Origin of the sequence: Bordetella bronchiseptica (genome assembly GCF_900636925.1) — a bacterium.
Lineage (GTDB): Bacteria > Pseudomonadota > Gammaproteobacteria > Burkholderiales > Burkholderiaceae_B > Bordetella > Bordetella pertussis.
Genome location: NZ_LR134326.1, coordinates 655,740 through 676,759, shown reverse-complemented (window position 1 = coordinate 676,759; position 21,020 = coordinate 655,740). Strand labels below are relative to the sequence as shown.

Annotated in this window: 20 protein-coding genes; 9 read left to right on the top strand and 11 right to left on the bottom strand. The window is 68.0% G+C overall.

Features of this window, described 5'->3' with window-relative positions; genetic code table 11:
* The first annotated feature begins 2 nt into the window (after positions 1 to 2).
* Positions 3 to 1,139 (top strand): anhydro-N-acetylmuramic acid kinase, encoded by a 1,137-nt coding sequence (locus tag EL288_RS03205; RefSeq protein ID WP_033452667.1) that lies wholly within the window; start codon positions 3 to 5, stop codon positions 1,137 to 1,139.
* Between the two features lie 69 nt (positions 1,140 to 1,208).
* On the opposite strand, the gene erpA is transcribed toward EL288_RS03205, so the two are convergent.
* From erpA to pmbA, 7 genes are all read right to left on the bottom strand, one after another.
* A complete protein-coding gene (gene erpA / locus EL288_RS03200; RefSeq protein ID WP_003814883.1) occupies positions 1,209 to 1,580 on the bottom strand; it encodes an iron-sulfur cluster insertion protein ErpA in 372 nt (123 codons plus the stop codon).
* A gap of 87 nt (positions 1,581 to 1,667) precedes the next feature.
* Positions 1,668 to 2,414 carry a DUF6776 family protein gene (locus EL288_RS03195; RefSeq protein ID WP_033446475.1) on the bottom strand — a complete coding sequence of 249 codons (747 nt, stop codon included), beginning with the start codon at positions 2,412 to 2,414 and terminating at the stop codon, positions 1,668 to 1,670.
* A gap of 36 nt (positions 2,415 to 2,450) precedes the next feature.
* Entirely contained in the window at positions 2,451 to 3,515 is a 1,065-nt protein-coding gene (gene argC / locus EL288_RS03190) for an N-acetyl-gamma-glutamyl-phosphate reductase (protein ID WP_003814887.1), read from the bottom strand.
* A gap of 188 nt (positions 3,516 to 3,703) precedes the next feature.
* A complete protein-coding gene (gene rpsI, locus EL288_RS03185) occupies positions 3,704 to 4,096 on the bottom strand; it encodes a 30S ribosomal protein S9 (RefSeq protein ID WP_003814889.1) in 393 nt (130 codons plus the stop codon).
* Between the two features lie 9 nt (positions 4,097 to 4,105).
* Positions 4,106 to 4,534, bottom strand: a complete 429-nt coding sequence (rplM, locus tag EL288_RS03180; RefSeq protein WP_010927106.1) for a 50S ribosomal protein L13 — start codon at positions 4,532 to 4,534, stop codon at positions 4,106 to 4,108.
* Between the two features lie 294 nt (positions 4,535 to 4,828).
* On the bottom strand, positions 4,829 to 5,926 hold the full coding sequence (locus EL288_RS03175; protein ID WP_003814893.1) for a TRAP transporter substrate-binding protein: 1,098 nt from the start codon (positions 5,924 to 5,926) through the stop codon (positions 4,829 to 4,831).
* A 339-nt stretch (positions 5,927 to 6,265) separates the two neighbouring features.
* Complete coding sequence (pmbA, locus tag EL288_RS03170) at positions 6,266 to 7,630, bottom strand: metalloprotease PmbA (RefSeq protein WP_003814895.1); 1,365 nt, start codon at positions 7,628 to 7,630, stop codon at positions 6,266 to 6,268.
* 58 nt (positions 7,631 to 7,688) lie between these two features.
* Between pmbA and yjgA the strand changes: the two genes are divergently transcribed.
* From yjgA to EL288_RS03140, 6 genes are all read left to right on the top strand, one after another.
* Complete coding sequence (gene yjgA, locus EL288_RS03165) at positions 7,689 to 8,240, top strand: ribosome biogenesis factor YjgA (protein ID WP_003814897.1); 552 nt, start codon at positions 7,689 to 7,691, stop codon at positions 8,238 to 8,240.
* 13 nt (positions 8,241 to 8,253) lie between these two features.
* A complete protein-coding gene (locus tag EL288_RS03160) occupies positions 8,254 to 8,928 on the top strand; it encodes an alpha/beta hydrolase (protein ID WP_003814899.1) in 675 nt (224 codons plus the stop codon).
* A gap of 211 nt (positions 8,929 to 9,139) precedes the next feature.
* Entirely contained in the window at positions 9,140 to 10,189 is a 1,050-nt protein-coding gene (locus EL288_RS03155) for an ABC transporter substrate-binding protein (protein WP_003814901.1), read from the top strand.
* Positions 10,186 to 10,995 (top strand): ABC transporter ATP-binding protein, encoded by an 810-nt coding sequence (locus tag EL288_RS03150; protein WP_003814902.1) that lies wholly within the window; start codon positions 10,186 to 10,188, stop codon positions 10,993 to 10,995. The genes EL288_RS03155 and EL288_RS03150 overlap by 4 nt, the downstream gene beginning before the upstream one ends.
* 2 nt (positions 10,996 to 10,997) lie before the next feature.
* Positions 10,998 to 11,834 (top strand): ABC transporter permease, encoded by an 837-nt coding sequence (locus EL288_RS03145; protein WP_003814904.1) that lies wholly within the window; start codon positions 10,998 to 11,000, stop codon positions 11,832 to 11,834.
* 14 nt (positions 11,835 to 11,848) lie between these two features.
* Positions 11,849 to 12,541 carry an isochorismatase family cysteine hydrolase gene (locus EL288_RS03140; RefSeq protein ID WP_003814906.1) on the top strand — a complete coding sequence of 231 codons (693 nt, stop codon included), beginning with the start codon at positions 11,849 to 11,851 and terminating at the stop codon, positions 12,539 to 12,541.
* An 11-nt stretch (positions 12,542 to 12,552) separates the two neighbouring features.
* On the opposite strand, the gene EL288_RS03135 is transcribed toward EL288_RS03140, so the two are convergent.
* The 3 genes from EL288_RS03135 to EL288_RS03125 all read right to left on the bottom strand — a co-directional run bounded on the left by EL288_RS03135 (position 12,553) and on the right by EL288_RS03125 (position 16,049).
* A complete protein-coding gene (locus tag EL288_RS03135) occupies positions 12,553 to 12,942 on the bottom strand; it encodes a VOC family protein (RefSeq protein WP_003814908.1) in 390 nt (129 codons plus the stop codon).
* 105 nt (positions 12,943 to 13,047) lie between these two features.
* On the bottom strand, positions 13,048 to 14,436 hold the full coding sequence (gene dbpA / locus EL288_RS03130; RefSeq protein WP_003814910.1) for an ATP-dependent RNA helicase DbpA: 1,389 nt from the start codon (positions 14,434 to 14,436) through the stop codon (positions 13,048 to 13,050).
* A gap of 116 nt (positions 14,437 to 14,552) precedes the next feature.
* Complete coding sequence (locus tag EL288_RS03125) at positions 14,553 to 16,049, bottom strand: membrane protein (RefSeq protein WP_003814912.1); 1,497 nt, start codon at positions 16,047 to 16,049, stop codon at positions 14,553 to 14,555.
* Between the two features lie 296 nt (positions 16,050 to 16,345).
* On the opposite strand from EL288_RS03125, the gene EL288_RS03120 reads away from it, so the two are divergent.
* On the top strand, positions 16,346 to 17,020 hold the full coding sequence (locus EL288_RS03120; protein WP_003814914.1) for a GntR family transcriptional regulator: 675 nt from the start codon (positions 16,346 to 16,348) through the stop codon (positions 17,018 to 17,020).
* On the opposite strand, the gene EL288_RS03115 is transcribed toward EL288_RS03120, so the two are convergent.
* Positions 17,017 to 19,476 carry a bifunctional acetate--CoA ligase family protein/GNAT family N-acetyltransferase gene (locus EL288_RS03115; RefSeq protein WP_003814915.1) on the bottom strand — a complete coding sequence of 820 codons (2,460 nt, stop codon included), beginning with the start codon at positions 19,474 to 19,476 and terminating at the stop codon, positions 17,017 to 17,019. The two genes, EL288_RS03120 and EL288_RS03115, sit on opposite strands and share 4 nt — an antisense overlap.
* Before the next feature lie 96 nt (positions 19,477 to 19,572).
* Between EL288_RS03115 and gltX the strand changes: the two genes are divergently transcribed.
* Positions 19,573 to 21,018 (top strand): glutamate--tRNA ligase, encoded by a 1,446-nt coding sequence (gltX, locus tag EL288_RS03110; protein ID WP_003814917.1) that lies wholly within the window; start codon positions 19,573 to 19,575, stop codon positions 21,016 to 21,018.
* The last annotated feature ends 2 nt before the right edge of the window (positions 21,019 to 21,020 follow it).

The following is a 21,020-nucleotide window of genomic DNA, read 5'->3' as shown; positions in this document are numbered from 1 at the left end:
GCATGGACAGCACGACGCACGGCCCGCGCACCCATGTGCCGGGCCGTTTGTTCATCGGCCTGATGTCCGGCACCAGCATGGACGGCGCCGACGGCGTGCTGGTACGGCTGGAGGGGCCGCGGCCGGAGGTACTGGCCAGCGCCAGCCTGCCCATGCCCGCCGCCCTGCGCGACGAGCTGTTCGCGCTCAACCATGCCGGCGCCAACGAGCTGGAGCGCGCCGCGCTGGCCGCCAACGGCCTGGCGCGCCTGTATGCCCGGGCCGTGCGCCAGTTGCTGGATCAGGCCGGACTGCAGCCCGGCGACGTGGCGGCGATCGGCGCCCACGGCCAGACCGTCAGGCACCGCCCCGACCTGGGCTATACCCTGCAGCTGAACGCGCCGGCCCTGCTGGCCGAGCTGGCCGGCATCGACGTGGTGGCCGATTTCCGCAGCCGCGACGTGGCCGCCGGCGGCCAGGGCGCGCCGCTGGTGCCGCCTTTCCATGCCGCGTTGTTTGCCGGCGGCCAGGCGCGCGCCGTGCTCAACCTGGGCGGCATCGCCAATGTCACGCTGCTCGAACCCGGCCGGCCGCCGCGCGGCTTCGACACCGGGCCGGCCAACGTCCTGCTGGACGCATGGTGCCAGCGCCACACCGGCCAGCCTTACGACGCCGACGGCCGGTTCGCCGCACAAGGCCAGGTGCTGGCCGGCCTGCTCGAACACCTGATCGCCAGCGAGCCGTGGTTCGCCCTGGCGCCGCCCAAATCGACCGGACGCGACCTGTTCAACCTGGATTGGCTGCTGGCACGGCTGCAGGCATTCGATGGCCCGGCGCCCCAACCGCAGGACGTGCAGGCCACGCTGCAGCGCCTGACGGCGCGCACGGTCGCCAATGCCATCGACGCCAGCGCGGCCGCGCCGCGCGATGTGCTGGTCTGCGGCGGCGGAGCCCGCAATCCGGGCCTGATGCGCGAGCTGGCCTATTGCCTGCAGCGCCCGGTACACCCCACCGACGATGCCGGCGTGCCGGCACAGTGGGTCGAGGCGCTGGCCTTCGCCTGGCTGGCCCAGGCCTGCCTGGACCGCATTCCTGCCGGCCTGCCCACGGTCACCGGCGCGCGCGCCGCGCGCGTGCTGGGCGCCCTCTATCCTGCCTGAAGCGCCCAAACGAAAAGGCCCTCCGGCGCATGCCGAAGGGCCTCGATCGCGGACCGGGCCGCGCGCCGCTTACACCGAGAACGACGAACCGCAGCCGCAGGTGGTGGACGCGTTGGGATTGCGAATGACGAACTGCGCGCCTTCGAGGTCTTCCTTGTAGTCGATCTCGGCGCCGACCAGGTACTGGAAGCTCATCGGGTCGACCAGCAGCTGCACGCCCGCCTTGTCCAGCACGGTGTCGTCGTCGTTGACCACTTCATCGAACGTGAAGCCGTACTGGAAGCCGGAACAGCCGCCGCCTTGCACGAACACGCGCAGCTTCAGTTCGGGGTTGCCCTCTTCGGCCAACAGATCCTTGACCTTGGCGGCCGCCGAGTCGGTGAAGACCAGCGGCACGGGCGGCGGAGCCTGCAGATCGACGGTTTCGGTAACAGCATTCATGGTTGACTCCTGGCCATCGCGGCCGAATTCCAGTGGGCGGAGCGATACCGCCCGGATAAGATCACTATAGCGCAGCCGCGACAGGACTCAAAATTCCAGTTTCACGGTGCGCGTCGCACGAACGGTCGTGTCTTCCAGCACACTGACCGTCACGGTTTCGGGGACAAAGCCATCGGGCAGATCAAGCAGGCCCTGGCTGCGCTGGTATTGGTCGAACTGCAAGGCCAGCAGGCTGGCGCCGGCTTCGGGCACGGTGGCGCCCCCGCCTTCCGCCTTGACCGTCAGCGGCTCCAGGTCGCGCGTGACCGTCTCGCCCTTGAGCGTGCCGGTGGCCTGGAACCGCAGCGCGCCGGAAAACGGCGTTTCGCCGCGTCCGCTGCGCATCAGCAGCACCTTGTAGCGCAGGCCCTGGCCTTCACGCTCGAAGGCCACGCCGCGGATATCGACCGAGCCGGCCGGCCCGGGCGGCAGCAATTGCTCGTAGAAAGCCAGCTGGTCGCGTACCCGCCCCACTTCCGACTGGGCGCTTTGCAACTGGGTCTCGAGCTCGGCGCGGGCCGCCCGCTCGACGGCAATCTCGCCATCGGCCGTATCGAGCTGGGCGCGCAGGAAGCGCGCCTCGGCTTCCCGCTGCTGCATGGCGGCTTCCTGCGCGGCCACTTGCTGGCGGGTCAGCACGACGGCGTCATCCGGGCCCTGGTGCGCCAGGCCGTAGCGCCAACCGGCCACCGCGCCCACCACCAGGCCCGCCGCCAGGGCCAGCCAGGCCCGGGCGCGGCCCTGCGGCCGCGCAACGGGTGCGCGGGGCTGGGCGGAGGCGGAATCGTCAGGCATGACTGCACGGCCGGGCCTCACGGCCCGGCCTGGGTGTTACGGCAGGATGGCGACCTGGTCCAGGCCGGCGGATTCGGGCAGGCCGAACATGAGGTTCATGTTCTGCACGGCCTGGCCGGACGCGCCCTTGACCAGGTTGTCCTGGACCACGAGGATGACCAGCTGGTCGCCGCCGCCCGGCCGTTGCACCGAGATGCGCAGGTTGTTGGAGGCGCGCACCGAACGGGTTTCCGGCAGGCTGCCGGCCGGCATGACATCGACGAACGGCTCGTCGGCATAGCGGGCCTCGAACAGCGCCTGGAAATCGGTGTCGCGAGCCTGCGGCAGGATGCGGGCGTACAGCGTGGAGAACATGCCGCGGATCATGGGCACCAGGTGCGGCACGAACGTCAGCCCCACCTTGCCGCCGGCCAGCTTCTCGAGCTGGGCGACGATTTCCGGCTGATGGCGGTGGCCGGCCACGCCATAGGCCTTGAAGTTGTCGCTCGCCTCGGAGAACAGCGAACCCACCTCGGCCTTGCGGCCGGCGCCCGACACGCCCGACTTGCAGTCGGCGATCAGGGTCTGGACGTCGACCAGTTGCTTGCCGCCCTCGATCAACGGAGCCAGGCCCAGCAGCACCGTGGTGGGATAGCAGCCCGGGTTGCCGATCACCCGCGCCTTGGAGATGGCCTCGCGGTTGAGCTCGACCAGGCCATAGACGGAGTCGGCCAGGATGTCGGGGCAGGTATGCGGAATCTTGTACCAGCGCTCGAACACGGCCGTGTCCTGCAGGCGGAAATCGGCGGCAAGATCGATGACGCGGGTGCCGGCGGCCAGCAGTTCGGCCGCCTGCGCCATGGCCACGCCATGCGGGGTTGCGAAGAACACCACGTCGCAATCGGTCAGCGAGGCTTTCTCGGGCGCCGAGAAGGCCAGCTTCACGCGGCCGCGCAGGTTGGGATACATGTCGGCCACCGGCAGCCCGTCTTCCTTGCGGGACGTGATGGCGGTCAACGCTACGTGGGGATGCTGCGACAGCAGGCGCAGCAGCTCGACGCCGGTATACCCGGTGCCGCCGACGATGCCAACCTTGATGCGCGAATTCGATGCTTGGGCCATGGTGAGGTTCCGTAAAACGTAGAACGATTGTATCGCTCAAAAAACGGAGACAGGCCGCGCAATGGGTACGCGCCGCCACCCCGTTTCCGACCGGACGACCGGCGCGGAGTTCCGCGCCGCACTGCAAGACGCCCGAAACCGGGGCGCCATAAGCAAAAAGGCCGCTTTCGCGGCCTTTTTGCGGGACATTAGCGCTTGCTGAACTGCTTGCGCCGACGTGCCTTGCGGAAGCCGACTTTCTTGCGTTCGACTTCTCGCGCGTCTCGCGTGACGAAACCAGCTTGCGACAGCGCGGGCTTGAGCGCCGCGTCGTAGTCGATCAGGGCGCGCGTGATGCCGTGACGCACCGCGCCGGCCTGGCCGGTTTCACCGCCACCGTGCACGTTGACCTTGATGTCGAACGACTCGAGATGGCCGGTCAGTTCGAGCGGCTGGCGCACGATCATGCGGCCGGTTTCGCGAGCGAAGAACTCGTCGACAGGCTTGCCGTTGACGACGATCTTGCCCGAACCCTTCTTGATGAAAACACGAGCCACCGAGGTTTTGCGACGGCCGGTTCCGTAGTTCCAGTTACCGATCATGGCGTTTCCTTAGAATTCCAGCGGCTTGGGCTGCTGAGCAGTGTGCGGGTGCTCGGCACCGGCGTACACCTTGAGTTTCTTGATCATGGCGTAGCCCAGCGGACCCTTGGGCAGCATGCCCTTGACAGCCTTCTGGATAGCGCGGCCGGGAAAACGCTGCTGCATTTTCTCGAAGTTCGTTTCACGGATGCCACCGGGGTAGGTGGTGTGGCGGAAGTACTTCTTGTCTTGCGCCTTGTTGCCCGTGACAACGATATCGGCAGCGTTGATGATGACGATGTAATCGCCGGTATCAACGTGCGGCGTGAATTCGGGTTTGTGCTTGCCACGCAGACGGTGTGCGACTTCGCTGGCCACACGACCGAGGACCTTGCCCTTGGCGTCGATCACAAACCAGTCACGCTTGACTTCATGCGGCTTGGCCACAAAGGTCTTCATGATGGTTCCTAGATAAAAATATTTGCTTTGCCAGGACATCCGGCAAAGTTTTTTCCCAAATCGCCAGATGCCGGAAATGCTTGCCGGGAAATACCCGCAAACCCCCAAGGCCCTGCCGCATGCCCTTCCCGCCTAAGCGTTATTACCCGCCCGTGCAAAAAGTCAAACAAAGGGAAAGTCGGCCATTCTAGCACAGCTGCTCAAATAATGGGCAAGCGCGCCGCAGGCGTTGCGCCCAAACAGCAGGGGCCGCCCCGAAGGGCGGCCCCTGGCCGGACCGAAACGGCGGCCGGCTTACTTCCTGCCGGCCATCGCCACGCCGAGATATTGGTCGTACGACCCTTCGGCGAGACGGAACCAGGGCACCACGCTGTCGCGGAAACCCATGTAGTTCTCGTAGATAGCCTTGAACTTCGGGTCCTTGTCCGAGAACTCCTTGTACACGGTCAGGGCGGCCTCATAGGACGCGTCCATGACCGAGCGCGGGAACGCGCGCAGCTCGGCGCCGCCGGCGATCAGCTTGCGCAGCGCGGGCGGGTTGAGCGCGTCGTAGCGCGAGGTCATGGCCACGTGGGCGACGCGGCTGGCGGCCTCGACGATGGCCTGGTAGTTCTTGGGCAGGCCTTCCCAGGCGCCTTCGTTCAGGTACAGCGACACCTGCGGACCGCCTTCCCACCAGCCCGGGTAGTAGTAGTACTTGGCGACCTTGTTGAAGCCCAGCTTCTCGTCGTCGTACGGGCCGACGAACTCGACCGCGTCCAGCGTGCCCTTCTCCAGCGACGGGTACACGTCGCCGCCGGCCAGCTGCTGCGGCACCACGCCCATGCGCGAGAGCACCTCGCCGGCAAAGCCGGCGGTGCGCATCTTCAGGCCCTTGAGGTCGTCCGGCGACTTGATTTCCTTGCGATACCAGCCGCCCATCTGCACGCCGGTATTGCCCATCGGGAAGTTGACGATCTTCAGCGGCTTGAACATTTCGCGGGTCAGCTTCATGCCGTCGCCGTCGAACATCCAGGCATTCATCTGGCGCGCGTTCAGGCCGAACGGCACGGCCGAGTCGAAGCAGTAGGCCGGATCCTTGCCGTAGTAGTAGTACGAGACGGTGTGGCCGCATTCGATGGTGTTGTTCGACACCGCGTCCATCACCTGCAGGGCCGGGACGATTTCGCCGCCGGGGAACTGGCGGATATTGAACTTGCCGCCGGTGGCCTCGGACACGAACTTGACGAAGATTTCGCCCGTGCCGAACAGGGTGTCCAGGCTGCGCGGGAAGCTGGACGCCATGCGCCAGTTGAGCGTGGGCGCGTCCTGCGCGAAGACCGGCGCGGCGACCGCGGCGCTGCCTGCGACCGCGCCGAGACCGGCGTGCTTGAGAAATGAACGACGTTGCATCTTCAGGCTCCTCCTGATGCTACGGATTTTGAGAAATAAGCAATACCCGCCGGATATTACACGTTGTCATACGTCCTGTTGATGGGGTTTTATCAAGATGCCGGCCTTGCGCCGCCGAGGCCGCGTCGATGCTGCGCCGCAAAAATCCGTCTCTCCGCCGGGCGGGCGCGCCGTGAATGGCGCGGGAACGACAGGAGCCCGCCTGCGCATGGCGAGAAGCCTGCCCCCGCATGGCGAGGGTGCCTGTCCCCGCCGGGACAGGCACCCCGTCATACGCCTGCCAGGACAGTGCCTGTCCCCACGGGGACAGGCACCCTGCCGGCGCCTGCTGGAGGACGATCAGGTGCCCGCCACCGACATTTGCTCGATCAGGATGGACCCCGTGGTCTTGGTGCCGCGCGAGATCGCGTCGGCCCCCACGGCGACGATATGGCGGAACATGTCGACCAGGTTGCCGGCGATCGTGATTTCCTGCACGGCATGCTGGATCTTGCCGTTCTCGACCCAATAGCCGAACGCGCCGCGCGAGTAGTCGCCCGACACGTAGTTCACCCCCTGGCCGATCAGCTCGGTGACCAGCAGGCCGGTGCCCAGCTTGCGCAGCATGGCCTCGAAGTCGTCGCCGGGCCGCGTCAGGCGCGAGGACAGCGTCAGGTTGTGCGAGCCGCCGGCGTTGCCCGTGGTGGCCATGCCCAGCTTGCGCGCCGTATAGGACGACAGGAAATAGCCTTCGAGCACGCCGGCGCTGACCACGCTGCGCGCGCGCGTGCGCACGCCCTCGTCGTCGAACGGCGAACTGCCCATGGCGCCCGGAATGTGCGGGTTCTCGGACACGTCGATATGGTCGGCGAAGATCGGCTTGCCCAGCGCATCGACCAGGAAGGTGGCCTTGCGATACAGCGCGCCGCCGTTGGCGGCCTGGGTGAAGGCGCCCAGCAGGCCCAGCGCCAGCGGGGCCTCGAACAGCACCGGGAACTTGCCGGTGCGCAGGCGGCGCGCCGACAGACGCGACAGCGTGCGCTCGGCCGCATAGCGGCCGACCACTTCGGGCGCGGCCAGCCGGTTGGGGTTGCGGTCGGAGGTGTACCAGTAGTCGCGCTGCATGTTGTTGCCGCGCCCGGCGATCGGCGCCACCGACAGGCTGTGGCGCGAATAGGGGTAGCCGCCCAGGAAGCCGCGGGTGTTGCCCATGACGAACTGGCCTTCGTACGAGGCCACCGACGCGCCGTCGGTATTGGTGATGCGCGCATCGACTTCGCGGGCCGCGCGCTCGGCGCGCAGCGCCAGCTCGGCCGCCTCTTCGGTGGTGACTGGCCACGGATAGTGCAGGCCCAGGTCCGGGAACTCGGTGGCCAGCAGGTCGGCGTCGGGCAGGCCGGCGGCCGGATCGGCCGCGGTATGGCGGGCGATGTGCCAGGCGGCCTCGACTGTTTCGCGCAGGGCCTGCTCGGAGAAATCCGAGGTCGAGGCCGAGCCGCGGCTCTGGCCGGCGTAGACGGTCAGGTCGAGCGAGCGGTCGCGCGTCTGCTCGACCGTCTCGATATCGTTCTTGCGCACGGAAACCGACAGCCCCAGGCTTTCGGAGACTTCGGCCGCGGCGTCGCTGGCGCCGGCTTGGCGGGCATAGGCGAGCACCTGCTCGACCAGTTCGGAGAATCGCGCGTGGTTCGCCGCGATCGGCAAGGAGTTTGAAGAATTGACCATTGCTGTCCAGTTTGCTGAGACGGTTATCATAGCCAAGTCCGTCTCTACGCAGTTTCCCATGAGTTCCCATTCCCAAGAACCCGTCGGCGAAGAAAATTTCGACGATTCCGAATACGACCGCCCCAGCAAATCCCAGGTCAAGCGCGAAATGCACGCGCTGCTGGACCTCGGCAAGGAGCTGGTCGAGCTCTCGCCCGAACGGCTGCGCCAGCTGCCGCTCGAAGAACGGCTGTACGAGGCGATCCGCGAAGCCCAGCGCACCACCGGCCGCGAAGGCCGCCGGCGCCAGATCCACTTCGTGGGCAAGCTGATGCGCAGCGCGCCGGCCGAGGCCATCCGCGCCCAGCTCGATACCTGGCGCAATGGCTCGCGCGAGGAAACCGCCGCCATGCACCGCCTGGAAACGCTGCGCGAGCGGCTGCTCAAGGACGACGACGCCCTGACCGCCGTGCTGCAGCGCAACCCCGACGCCGACATCCAGCACCTGCGCGCGCTGATCCGCGCCGCCCGCAAGGAAGCCGCCGCCAACGCCGCCCTGTCGCAGGGCCAGGAACCGCAGCGCAAACAGTACCGGGCCCTGTTCCAGGCCCTCAAGAACCTTTCGGCCTGAGCCGCCCCGACCCATGACCGCCCAAACCGATCTCCTGGACTGCATCGAACTCGAAACCGCGCCCAACCCCACCCATGCCGTGATCTGGCTGCATGGCCTGGGCGCCGACGGCAACGATTTCGTGCCCATCGTGCCCGAGCTGCGGCTCGATGGCCTGGCCGTGCGCTTCGTGTTCCCCAACGCCCCCGTGCAGCCGGTCACCATCAACGGCGGCATGGCGATGCGCTCGTGGTACGACATCCTGGTGACGGACCTGGTGCGCCGCGAGGACGCCGCGGGCATCCGCGCCTCGGAGGCCGCGGTGCGCGCCCTGATCGCGCGCGAGAACGAGCGCGGCATTCCCGCCTCGAAGATCGTGCTGGCCGGCTTTTCGCAAGGCTGCGCCATGACGCTGCACACGGGCCTGCGGCTGGACCAACAACTGGCGGGCATGATGGGCCTGTCCGGCTATCTGCCGCTGCTCGACAGCGCCGCCGCCGAGCGCCATCCCGCCAACGCGGCCACGCCCATCTTCCTGGCCCACGGCCTGTACGACCCGGTCGTCGCGCCCGAGCGCGCCGACGCCTCGCGCGCGCACCTGCAGGCGCTGGGCTACGACGTGCGCTGGCACACCTACCCCATGCCGCATTCGGTCTGCCTGGAAGAAGTCGCCGACATCGGCGCGTTCTTGCGGGAAGTGCTGCGCTGAACCAGAACTGTATACAGCAAGAAATACTGCTCCGTCCCTCCATCGAGAGACGTAGACTGTTTCCATAGAGGAAAACGCTAATCCCAAAACACTTGTGGGCCCGCCATTTTTGAATATAGTATCCAAAATGTAGTCAGGCCTACTTCAGTAGCGGTCCCAGGCCTTCCTGTTTCATCCCTCTACCCCGTATGGCCATGCGCCGACTCCGGGCATGGCTGTCAGAACGCAGGAGGAAGTGCCCGTGAAATCCCCATCCTCGCCTTTCGCGCGCCGGCTGCTTGCCGCCGGCATGCTGGCCGGCCTGCTCGGGTCCGGCCTGGCCGCCGCCCAGCCGCTGAATCCGCCGGTCAAAGTCCGCTACGAAGAAGTGGTGCGCTCCATCCTGTACGTGCCCAAGTACGTGGCCCTCTCGCAGGGCTATTTCAAGGACGCCGGGCTGGACGTCTCGATGAAGACGTCGCAGGGCACCGACAAGGGCATGACCGCCCTGCTCTCGGGCAGCGCCGACATCGTGCTGATCGGCCCGGAAGCGTCGATCTACGTGCAGAACAGCGAATCGCCGGTCAAGCCCAAGATATTCGCCGGCCTGACCGCCACCGACGGCTTTTTCCTGCTGTCGCGCAAGCCCATCGACAAGTTCGACTGGTCGATGGTCAAGGGCAAGGAAATCATCGGCTTCCGGCAAGGGTCCAACCCGCTGGTCTTCCTGGAGACCGTGCTGCGCAAGCACGGCATCGATCCGCAGAAGGACGTCAAGCTGCTGAACCAGATCGGCATTCCGGCGCGCGCCGGCGCCTGGATGGCCGGCCAGGGCGAGTACGGCATCTTCCTTGAGCCCGAGGCGGGCGAGCTGGTGCGCAACGGCAAGGGCCACATCGTGGCCTCGGTCGGGCACGAAGTCGGCCAGGTCGACTACACCGTGTTCACCTCCACCGACAAGTACATCCGCGACAACCCCAAGGTGATCCAGGCCTGGACCAACGTGGTGGCGCGCGCCGAGAAATACGTGCAGGACACGCCGGCGGCCACGCTGGCGCCGCAGATCGCCAGCTTCTTCCCGGGCCTGGAGCAGCAGGGCATCATCGATGCCATCGAGCGCTACAAGCAATACCAGATCTGGAAGACCACGCCGCTGGTGACGCCCGAAGCCATGAACCAGTTGCAGGACATGCTGATCGCCAGCGCGGTGATGAAGGACGCGGCGCGCGTCAAGTACGAAGACGTGGTGATGCCCGAGTTCGCCAGGCAGGCCAAGCCATGAGCGCGGTCGTGCACAACCTGATGCCGGCGCCGGCCGCGGCCAAGATCGAACTGCGCGAGGTCAGCCTGAGCTACTTCACGCCCGAGGGCGAGACCGAGGCCCTGTCCAAGGTGTCGTTCTCGCTCGCGCCAGGCGAATTCGTCAGCCTGATAGGCCAGAGCGGCTGCGGCAAGAGCACGCTGCTGTCACTGATCGCCGGGCTGATCCCGCCGACCTCGGGCGCCGTGCTGGTCGACGGAACGCCGGTCACGCGGCCCTCGCCGCGCATCGGCTACATGCTGCAGCAGGACTATCTCTTCGAGTGGCGCACCATCCTGGACAACGTCATGCTGGGCGCCGAGATCCAGGGCCGGCGCGACGCCCGCAGCGAGGCGCGCGCCGTGCACCTGCTGGAGAAATGCGGGCTGGGCGCGTTCCTGGAGCACACGCCGCGCCAGCTGTCGGGCGGCATGCGCCAGCGCGCCGCGCTGGCGCGCACGCTGGTAACCGAGCCCGACGTCATCCTGCTCGACGAGCCGTTCTCGGCGCTGGACTCGCAGACGCGCCTGGCGATCTCGGACGAGGTGGTGGACATCCTGCGCCGCGAACGCAAGACCGTGGTGCTGGTGACGCACGACATCGGCGAAGCCATCGCCATGACCGACCGCGTCATCGTGCTGTCGCGCCGCCCGGGCCGCCTCAAGAGCCAGTACCGCATCAACTTCGCCGAGCCGCGCCCGACGCCGTTCCAGGCCCGCTCGCGCCCGGAATTCAACACTTACTTCGAGCAGCTGTGGGAAGAGCTCGACGTACACGTGGAGGGGTAACCATGACCGCGCCTGCCGCCAACACGCTCGCCCTGCGCCCCGCGCACGCGCCCAGCGAGAAATACCAGGAATACCTGCGCCGCGACCGGCGCCGCAAGCACCACGTGCGCCTGGCCCAGCTGATGCTGCTGGTCCTGTTCCTGTGCGCATGGGAAATCCTGCCGCGCATGCACGTCCTCAATCCGCTGCTGACCAGCTATCCCAGCGCGCTGTGGCCCACGTTCTTCGAACTGTGGAACCATGGCAACCTGCCGCGCCACATCGCCGCCACGGTCATGGCCACGCTGGTCGGCTTCGGGCTGAGCATGCTGATCGGCGTGGCCGTGGCGGCGGCGCTGTGGTGGTCGGACTTTCTCTACAAGGTGATCGATCCCTTCCTGGTCGTGGCCAACGCCATGCCCAAGATCGCCTTCGTGCCGATCTTCTACCTGTGGCTGGGATCCGACTACGCGGTCTACGGCATGGCGGTGGCGATCGCCGTGTTCGTCACCATCATGGTCGTCTACGCGGGCTTTCGCGGCGTGGATCCGAACAAGATGAAACTGGCGTATACCTTTGGCGCCTCGCGCTGGCAGGTGCTGACCAAGGTCATCCTGCCCGGCAGCGTGCCCACGCTGATCGCCGCCGTGAAGATGAACATCGGGCTGGCCCTGGTGGGCGTGATCGTGGGCGAATTCCAGTCCGCCGACCTCGGCCTGGGCTTCCTGATCATGAACGGCAGCCAGATCTTCAAGCTGAACATCGTCATGACCGCCATCACCCTCCTGGCGCTGATTTCCAGCGTGATGTACCTGGCGATCTATCGCCTGGAAGCGGCCGTTGCGCGCCGCTACGCCTGAGGAGCACCCACACCATGGAATTTCCCCAATGGGTCATCGACCGCGTACAGGCGCGCCAGGGCTGCCTGCATCCCTACGATAGCCTGCCCGGCCCCCGCACCGCCGCCGTCGTCATCGACATGCAGCGCTACTTCACCCTGCCCGGCTACCAGGGCGAATGCGCGGCCGCGCGCGCCATCGTGCAGCCCATCAACCGGCTGTGCGCCGCGGTGCGCGCCGCCGGCGGCAGCGTGGTCTGGGTGCAGACCGCCTCCGACCATGCCGACTCGTTCTGGTCGCACCACCATGGCGTGATGCTGACGCCCGAACGCAGCAAGCGCCGGCTGGAGACGCTCAAGCGCGACAGCGAGGGCTACGCGCTGCACCCCGACATGGACGCCCGCGCCGAAGACGTACGCGTGACCAAGCGCTTCTACAGCGCCATGGCTCCCGGCTCGTCGGAGCTGGAGCCGCTGCTGCGCGGCCGCGGCATCGACACGCTGCTGATCGCCGGCACGGTCACCAATGTCTGCTGCGAATCGACCGCCCGCGACGCGATGATGCGCGACTTCCGCACCATCATGGTCGACGATGCCTTGGCGGCGGTCACGCCCGCCGAGCACGAAAACGCCCTGCATGGCTGGATGCTGTTCTTCGGCGACGTGCTGTCGGTGGACGAGGCCAGCGCCAGGCTGGCCGCGGCGGACGAGGCGCGCCGCATCGCCTGAGCCGGCGCCGCTCAGCGCCCGACCTGGTACAGCTGTATCAGGTTGCCGCAGGTGTCGGAAAAGATGGCGATCGTGGCCGGGCCGGCCGGCGTGGGGTCGATCGTGAACGCCACGCCCCGGTCCTTGAGCCGCCGCACCTCGGCGTGGATATCCGCGCTTTCGAACGCGGTGACCGGTATCCCGTCCTGGCGCAGGGCAGCCTGGTAGGCGCTCGCGGCGGGATGCCCGTTCGGCTCCAGCACCAGCTCCAGGTCGTCGGGCCCTTCCGGCGACACCACGGTGATCCAGCGCGCCGCGCCGGCCGGGATATCGTGCTTCTTGGTGAACCCCAGCACGTCGGTATAGAAACGCAGCGCCTTGTCCTGGTCGTCGACAAAGATGCTGTTCAGTCTGATTCGCATGGATCGCCTCCCTGGCCGGTTCGTCCATGCGCCGGGCGACGCTCGCGGCCGGCGCATGGATCCGTCCATTCTAGCGCCGCGCTCGCGCGCCTCGGCCCGCCGGGCTCAGAACTCTTCCAGGAAGCGCATGCGGAACCGCCGTCCCTTGATATTGCTGTTGGACAGGCGCGCGAAGGCCTGCTTGGCGACCTGGCGGTCCAGCGCCACATAGGCGTTGAATTCGGTGATGTTGATCTTGCCGACCTGCTCGAACGCCAGCCCGCCGTCACCGGTCAGGGCGCCCAGCAGGTCGCCGGGACGCAGCTTGTCCTTCTTGCCGCCCTGGATGCACAGGGTGATCATGGGCGCGCGCAAGGGGCGGTCGGACTTGGGCCGCAGCGAGCCGAGGTCGGCCCATTTCAGCGGGGCGCCCTGGTATTGCTCGATGAGGTTGGCCCAGCGCATTTCCTCGGGCGAACACAGGCTCAGCGCCAGCCCTTTCTGGTCGCCGCGGCCGCTGCGGCCGATGCGGTGCACGTGGACTTCGGTGTCCTTGGTCACGTCCACGTTGATGACCGCGCCCAGGTTCTGGATGTCCAGCCCGCGGGCGGCCACGTCGGTGGCGACCAGCACGGCGCAGCTCTGGTTGGCGAACTGGATCAGGATTTCATCGCGCTCGCGCTGCTCCAGGTCGCCGTTGAGCGCCTGGGCGCTGATGCCCTGGGCGCGCAGGCGTTCGACCAGGTCGTGGCTGCGGATCTTGGTGTTGCAGAACGCCAGCGTGGACGCCGGGCGGAAGTGGGCCAGCAGCGCCGCCACGGCATCCAGCCTCTGGCCTTCGTCGATCTCGAAGAAGAGCTGCTCGATGCGGCTGGCGTCGTGCTGGGCCTCCACCTTGATTTCGGCCGGATTGCGCAGGAAGCGGGCGCTCAGCTTGCGGATGTTGTCGGGGTAGGTGGCCGAGAACAGCAGGGTCTGCCGCCTGGCCGGGCAATGCGAGGCAATGGCGGCGATGTCGTCGTAGAACCCCATGTCCACCATGCGGTCGGCCTCGTCCAGCACCAGCGTGTTCAGCGTGGACAAGTCCAGGCTGCCGCGCGCCAGGTGGTCCTGGATGCGGCCGGGCGTACCCACCACCAGATGCGTGCCGCGCGCCAGCGATTCGGCCTGGGGACGCGCGGCGGCGCCGCCGCACAGCGTCAGCACCTTGACGTTGGGAATCAGGCGGGCCAGCCGGCGCAGCTCCTGGGCCACCTGGTCGGCCAGTTCGCGGGTGGGACAGAGCACCAGCGCCTGCGGCGCCAGGCGGTTGACGTCCAGGTTCTGCAGCACGCCCAGGCCGAATGCGGCGGTCTTGCCGCTGCCGGTCTTGGCTTGCGCGATCAGGTCGCGGCCTTCCAGGATGAGCGGCAGGCTTTGCGCCTGGATCGGCGTCATCTGTTCGAAGCCCAGGCCTTGCAGGTTGTCGAGCAAGGCGGGCAGAAGAGGCAGGGAGGAAAAAGACGTGTTGGTCACAATAAGGCGGATCGCAGAGGATCGCGAAAGACAGGATCGACCGACAGTGTATGCCGTCGCGCCCCGCCTGCCTCATCCGGCGGCGCCGGCCTGCCCGGCCCGGCGCCGCCGCGGCCTCAGGTCATGAACATCACCGCCGCCACGGTGGAGACGATCAGGCCCAGCACCACCGGCCCGAACAGCTTGCGCACCAGCTCCAGCACCGGCACGCGGGCAAAGCCCGCCACCGCGATCAGCGACGACCAGGCCACCAGGGTGCCCCCGCCGGTCCAGACCGCTCCCATCTGGCCCACCGCGGCCAGGGTAGCGGCGTCCACGCCGGCGGTCGCGCCCAGCGCGCCGGACAAGGCGCCGGTCAGCGGCAGGCCGGAAAAGCCCGAGCCGTCGATACCGGTGATGACCCCGACGATGAGCACGCCGAAGGCGACGACCAGGTGGCTGTTGGGAATCCAGCCCTGCGCGGCCTGCAGCAGGTCGAACAGCAGGTTGGGCGCATGGCCCGGCTCGACGCCGAGGATGCCGGCGGCCTGGTCGGGCGCGCCGAGGAAGAAGAAGCCGGCGATGGGCAGCACCGAGCCCATGGCCTTGAACGCGAAGACAAAGCCGTCGGTGACGTGGTCGGCGGCCGTGTTGAGGAAATCGCGTCCAGGCACGCCGACGGCGGTGGCGGCCACCATCAGCAGCGCCGCGGCGCCGCCCACCAGGGCCGCCGCTTCGCCGCCGCGCAGCGCCGGCAGCGAGGGAAACAGCCGCGGCGCCACCATGACCAGCACCACCAGCAGGAAGACCACCGGGGTGACGATGGCGAACAGGCGCGACCAGCCCTGCTTGCCCAGCGGCACCGAGCCGCTGTCGTAATCGACGGCGGCGGCCAGTTCGCCCTTGTCCATGGTGCCCGACTCCTCGACCGATTCGGGCACGACCACCGCGCGCCGCTGCCAGGCGTCGAGCAGCGCTTCGCTGGGCGCCTGGATCTGCCGGCGCATGCCGACATAGGCCAGCACCAGCGCGACGATGCCGGTCACCAGCGACAGGATCAGCGTGCGTTCGGCAACCAGGGCGGTGGCCACGCCGGCGGCCTTGGCGCTGATGCCGGGCGCGACGCCGATGACATAGTCGGACGACAGGGCCATGCCCTGCCCGGCGATGGCGATGGCACAGGCCGCGCCCAGCGGCGGCAGGCCGGCGGCGATGGCCGCGGGCAGCAGGATGGCGGCCACCAGGGGCACGGCCGGCGTGGGCCAGAAGAACAGCGAGATGAGATAGGTGGCCAGCGCCAGCACGACGAATGCGATATGGCCGTTGGTCATGACGGCCCGGAAGGGCTGCACCATGCGCACGTCCGAGCCCAGCGTCTTGAGCGCGTTGAGCAGGGCGGTCATGAATGCGATGACCAGGAATATGTTGAAGAGCTCCTTGGCCGCCATGAAGCTGGCGTTGAACACGGCCGTCACGCCGCTGACGACGCTGCCGCCGAAGGCGATGCCGACCAGCAACGTACCCAGCAGGGATGGAACGACGACGTTGGCGCGAAAGATCATCGTGATCACGATGACGACCACGCCCAGCAGATACATCCAATGCGCCGCAGTAATGACAACTTGCTGGCCCATGACTACCCCCTGATTTGCGCTTGTTGTGCAACAAGGCCGGCACGCGAACGGCGCCGGAACGAACCACCACGAACGTATACTATATTCTTAAATTCCGAATTTAGACACAATGGACCAAGCAAGGCAATACGGAATTTTATTCATTAAAATCAATGAACTTCCATCAAAACCAGGGATGCCCGCGCAAGATTCGACAATCAGGATTTCCCTTGTTGCGTTTTCATTGAATACGGTATACGGTTTGACTACCGACCATCGCAGGCTTGGATAATCCGCGCTCCGCCCGGATCACGACGATGACCCTAGGCAGCCAACATTCGCCGCTGTTCGCCCTGGTGCAGGAAACCCTGCGCAAACGCATCCTGAGCGGCGCCTATGCCCAGGGCGAACGCCTGGTCGAGGGCGACCTGGCCGAGGAAATGGGCGTTTCGCGCATTCCGGTGCGCGAGGCGCTGCGCGCCCTGGCCGCCGCCGGCCTGGTGCGCATCGAACCCCGGCGCGGCGCCTCCGTGGCCAGCCTGTCGCCCGAGCATGCGCGCGACATCGTCGAAGTGCGCGCCACCCTCGAAGCCCTGAACGCCCGCCTGGCCGCGCAGCGCCGCAACCCCCAGCAAGTGGCCGACATGGACCGCGCCATCCGCGACGGCGCGCACGCCTGCGAACGCGGCGACACCGCCGCCCTGGTGGAGCAGAATCGGCATTTCCACGAACTGCTGGGCGGCGTGAGCACCAACGCCGTGCTGCAGGACCTGATGCGCTCGCTGCGCGACCGCACCGCCCTGCTGTTCGCCCGCAACAGCGTGACACGGGCGGCCGACATCCTGGACGAACACGCGGGCATCCTGCAGGCCGTCACCGCCGGCGATGCCGACCTCGCCAGCCTGCTGGCGGCGCGCCACGTACACAACGCGGCCCAGTGGTATTTCGAACGACCGGTCGACCGCAAGGCGGTGGCGGCCGACACCGACTAGGCCGGCGCGTCCGGCTCGCGCAGCTGCAGCCAGACACGCCGCATGGTCGGGTCCTCGGGGTCTGCGTCGTTGGTAAAGCCCAGCCGCGTCATCAGTGTCAGCATCGGCCGGTTGGTCGACAGCACCAGCCCGTCTATGTATTCCAGCCCCTGCTCGCGCGCCGCGTCGATGAGCGCGCTCATCAGCTGGCCGCCCAGCTTGCGGCGCTGCCAGTCGTCGCCGATGACCAACGCGTACTCGGCGCCGCGCCCGTCCGGGTTGCGCAGGTAGTGCGCGAAGCCGATGATGACTTCGCGCGGGTGGCCCCGGTTGGCCGGGTTGGGCACCTGCGTGGCGGCCACCAGGGCCAGTTCGCGGTGATAGTCCACCTGGGTATAGCGCGCCACCATGCGCGGCGTCAGCTCGCGCATCATCGAGACGAAGCGCATGTAGCGCGAGCGCTCGGACAGCCCGCGAATGAACTCCTGCAGCGGCTCGCCGTCCTCGGGCCGGATCGGGCGGATGACCCAGGGCGTGCCATCGTCGAAACGGCGCGCCTGCACCAGGCGCGCCGGATAGGGATGGATCGCCATGTGGGCGTAGCCGCTGAGCTGCGGCGACACGGTGGCCTCGCGCTCGCACAGCACGATGCGCAAGCCGCCGGCGCGCAGCTGGGTTTCCCCGGCGTACAGGGGATCGATATCCACCGACTCGATATCGGGCAGTTCGGACACCATCTCCGAGACCTGCACCAGCGCGTGCTGCAAGGCCTCGGCGGCGGCGTTGGTGACCTGCGGCGCCAGCACGCGGCGCCACAGCCGGCTGCGCTCTATCATCTGGCGCGCCAGGAAGCCGTTGAGCGGCGGCAGGTCCATGCCCCGGTCGGCGCCCGACAGGACCGCGTCGGGCCCGCCCGCGCCGAAGCGGATGACCGGGCCGAAATGCGGATCGCGCCGCACGCGGATCGCCATCGGGCGCGATTCGGCCTCGATCGGGCGCACGCCCAGCGGGCCTTCGCGCAGCGGCACGTAGAAGGCATCGAGCAGCGCGCGCGCCTCGATGGGATCCAGCTCGCGCCGCCCTTGCGCGCGCGCTTGCCCCATGATGTCGCGCGCGCCGGCGCTGTCGGGCAGCAGGCCGGGCGGCTCGGGCGGCTGGGTCTGCAGCAGCAATTGCTGGTTGTAGTGATGGGTGGCCAGCACGCCGAATGCGTCGGCGGCCGATTCGGGCGTGCGAAACGCCGAGGTGCCGGCATCGTCGAGCATGCGGCGCAACGGCCGCATGCCCGCGTCGCCCATGAAACAGCTGACCACCGGCTTGCGCGCGCGCGGCGCCAGCTGCGCCAGCTGGCGCGCCACCGCCGGCATGTCGGCCAGCGCGTCGGGCGCAAGCAGCACCAGCACGCCATCCACGCCGGCGTCGTCGAGCAGGCAGTCCAGGATGGCCTGGATGCGCTCGGGCGTAAGCGGCGTATAGGTAATGACCGGATTGGCGGTGGCGGCGTCGGGTTCCAGCATGTCGGCCAGCGTGCGCTGCGTCGCCGGCGACAGCTTCGCCTGCAGCACCGCGGCGTCCGGGCCGATGAGGTCCAGCGCCAGTTGCGGCGGGCCGCTGCCGTTGGAGAACAGCGCCACCCGGCGGCCGCGCGGACGCCGGGTATAGCCCAGCACCTTGACGGCCGAGAACAGCTGCACGAAGTAGCGCACCCGCACCGCCCCGGCGCGCCGCAGCGCGGCATCGAACACGGCATCGGCGCCGTTGGCGTCGGCGCGGCCGGCCTTGAGCACGATGACGGGCTTGACGCTGGCGGCGGCGCGCAGCGCGCTCATGAACTCGCGCGCCGGCCCCACGTCCTCGATATACAGCACGATGCTGTCGGTGCGGGAATCGCTGGCCAGGTAATCGAGCACCTGCGACAGCCCCACGACCGCTTCGTCGCCCAGCGATACCGCGATGGAAAACCCGATGTGCACGTCTTCGGCCCAGTCCATCACCGCCGCCATGATGGAGCGCGACTGCGCCACCAGCGCCACCCGCCCGGCGCGCGCCAGCGACGGATGCTGGCTGAGGTTCAGGCCGGCGTGCGGACGCTGCGCCCCGAACGAGCGCGGCCCCAGCAGTTCGCAGCGGTTCTCGGCCGCCCAGGCGCGGCACAGCGCCTGGGTGCCGCGCGGATACGGGTCGGGCAGCTCGTGAGGCAACAGGATCACGGCCCGCGGCGCCAGGGCCGCCAGGCGCCGCAGCGTCTCGGGCAGCACCCCGGGGGCCACGCATACCAGCGCCAGGTCGGGACGCTGTCCCTCGGCCACCCCGGCACAGGCCGCCGGCAGCTCGGGCGCCGCCCCCGGCGCGGCCTGTACCACCGTGGTACGCGCCCGCAGGGCCGACGGCAGCACCGAGGTCACGGGCAACAGGCGGTCGGCGATGACCACCAGCGAAGCGGGCTCGAACATCGGGGCGAGAACGTGTCGCAGCATCTGATCCCGGGCGCTAATCTAAAATAGCACTCATCGTATCAATACCGCCCGCCAACATCCATGGCGGGCGCATGTTTCGCCACTTCTTTTATGGAGATGGCGCAGTCCGCCGAGCGGCCGCGCCCCTATGCCTTTATGACAGCCAACGCTACGCGTCCCGTGCGCACCCGCTTCGCGCCCTCGCCCACCGGTTTCCTGCACCTGGGCGGCGCCCGCACCGCCCTGTTCTCCTGGGCCTTCGCGCGCCATCACCAGGGCGTATTCGTGCTGCGCATCGAAGACACCGACGTCGAACGCTCCACGCCCGAGGCCGTGCAGGCCATCCTCGACAGCATGGACTGGCTGGGCATGCAGCCCGACGAGGGCCCGTTCTACCAGATGAAGCGCATGGACCGCTATGCCGAGGTGCTGGCCGGCATGCTCGAGGCCGGCACGGCCTACCATTGCTATTGCTCGCCAGAGGAAGTGGACGCCATGCGCGAAGCCGCCCGCGCCAAGGGCCTGAAGCCGCGCTACGACGGCACCTGGCGCCCCGAGCCCGGCAAGACCCTGCCGCCGGTGCCGGCCGACCGCAAGCCCGTGATCCGCTTCCGCAACCCGATCGACGGCGCCACCAGCTGGAACGACATGGTCAAGGGCCCGATCAGCTTCGACAACGGCGAGCTCGACGACCTGATCATCGCGCGCCCGGACGGCACGCCCACCTACAATTTCTGCGTGGTGGTCGACGACTGGGACATGGGCATCACCCATGTGCTGCGCGGCGACGACCACGTCAACAACACGCCGCGCCAGATCAACATCCTGCGCGCGCTGGGCGCCACCCTGCCCGAATACGGCCATGTCCCGATGATTCTCGGGCCGGACGGCGAAAAGCTGTCCAAGCGGCACGGCGCGGTCAATGTCATGGAATACGACGCCCAGGGCTACCTGCCCGAAGCCATGGTCAACTACCTGGCCCGGCTGGGCTGGAGCCACGGCGACGATGAATTGTTCACGCGCGAACAGCTGGTCGAGTGGTTCGACACCCGCCACCTGTCGAAGTCGGCCTCGCAATGGGACCCGAAGAAGCTGAACTGGGTCAACGCCCATTACATCAAGGGCATGGACGACGCCGAGCTGGCCGGCCGCGTGGCGCCGCGCGTCGAACGCCGCGGCGGCAAGCCGCAGGCCGCCGACCTGCCGGCCATCATGGGGCTGCTGAAAGACCGCGCCGAAACCCTGGAGCAACTGGCCGAGGACGCCATGCTGTTCTGCGGCGAATACCAGCCCGCTCCCGCCGAGCTGGCGGCCCAGCACCTGACCGAAACGGCGCGCGCCGCCCTGGCCGATTTCGCCGCCCGCGCACGCGACACCGAATGGAACCGCGCCGCCATCTCCGCCCTGATCAAGGCCGTGCTGGCCGACCGCGGCCTGAAGATGCCGCAACTGGGCATTCCGCTGCGCGTCGCGGTGACGGGCCGGGCCCAGACCCCGGCGGTCGACGCCGTGCTGGAACTGCTGGGCAAGGAAACCGTGCTGGCGCGCCTGCAGGCGCTCTGACG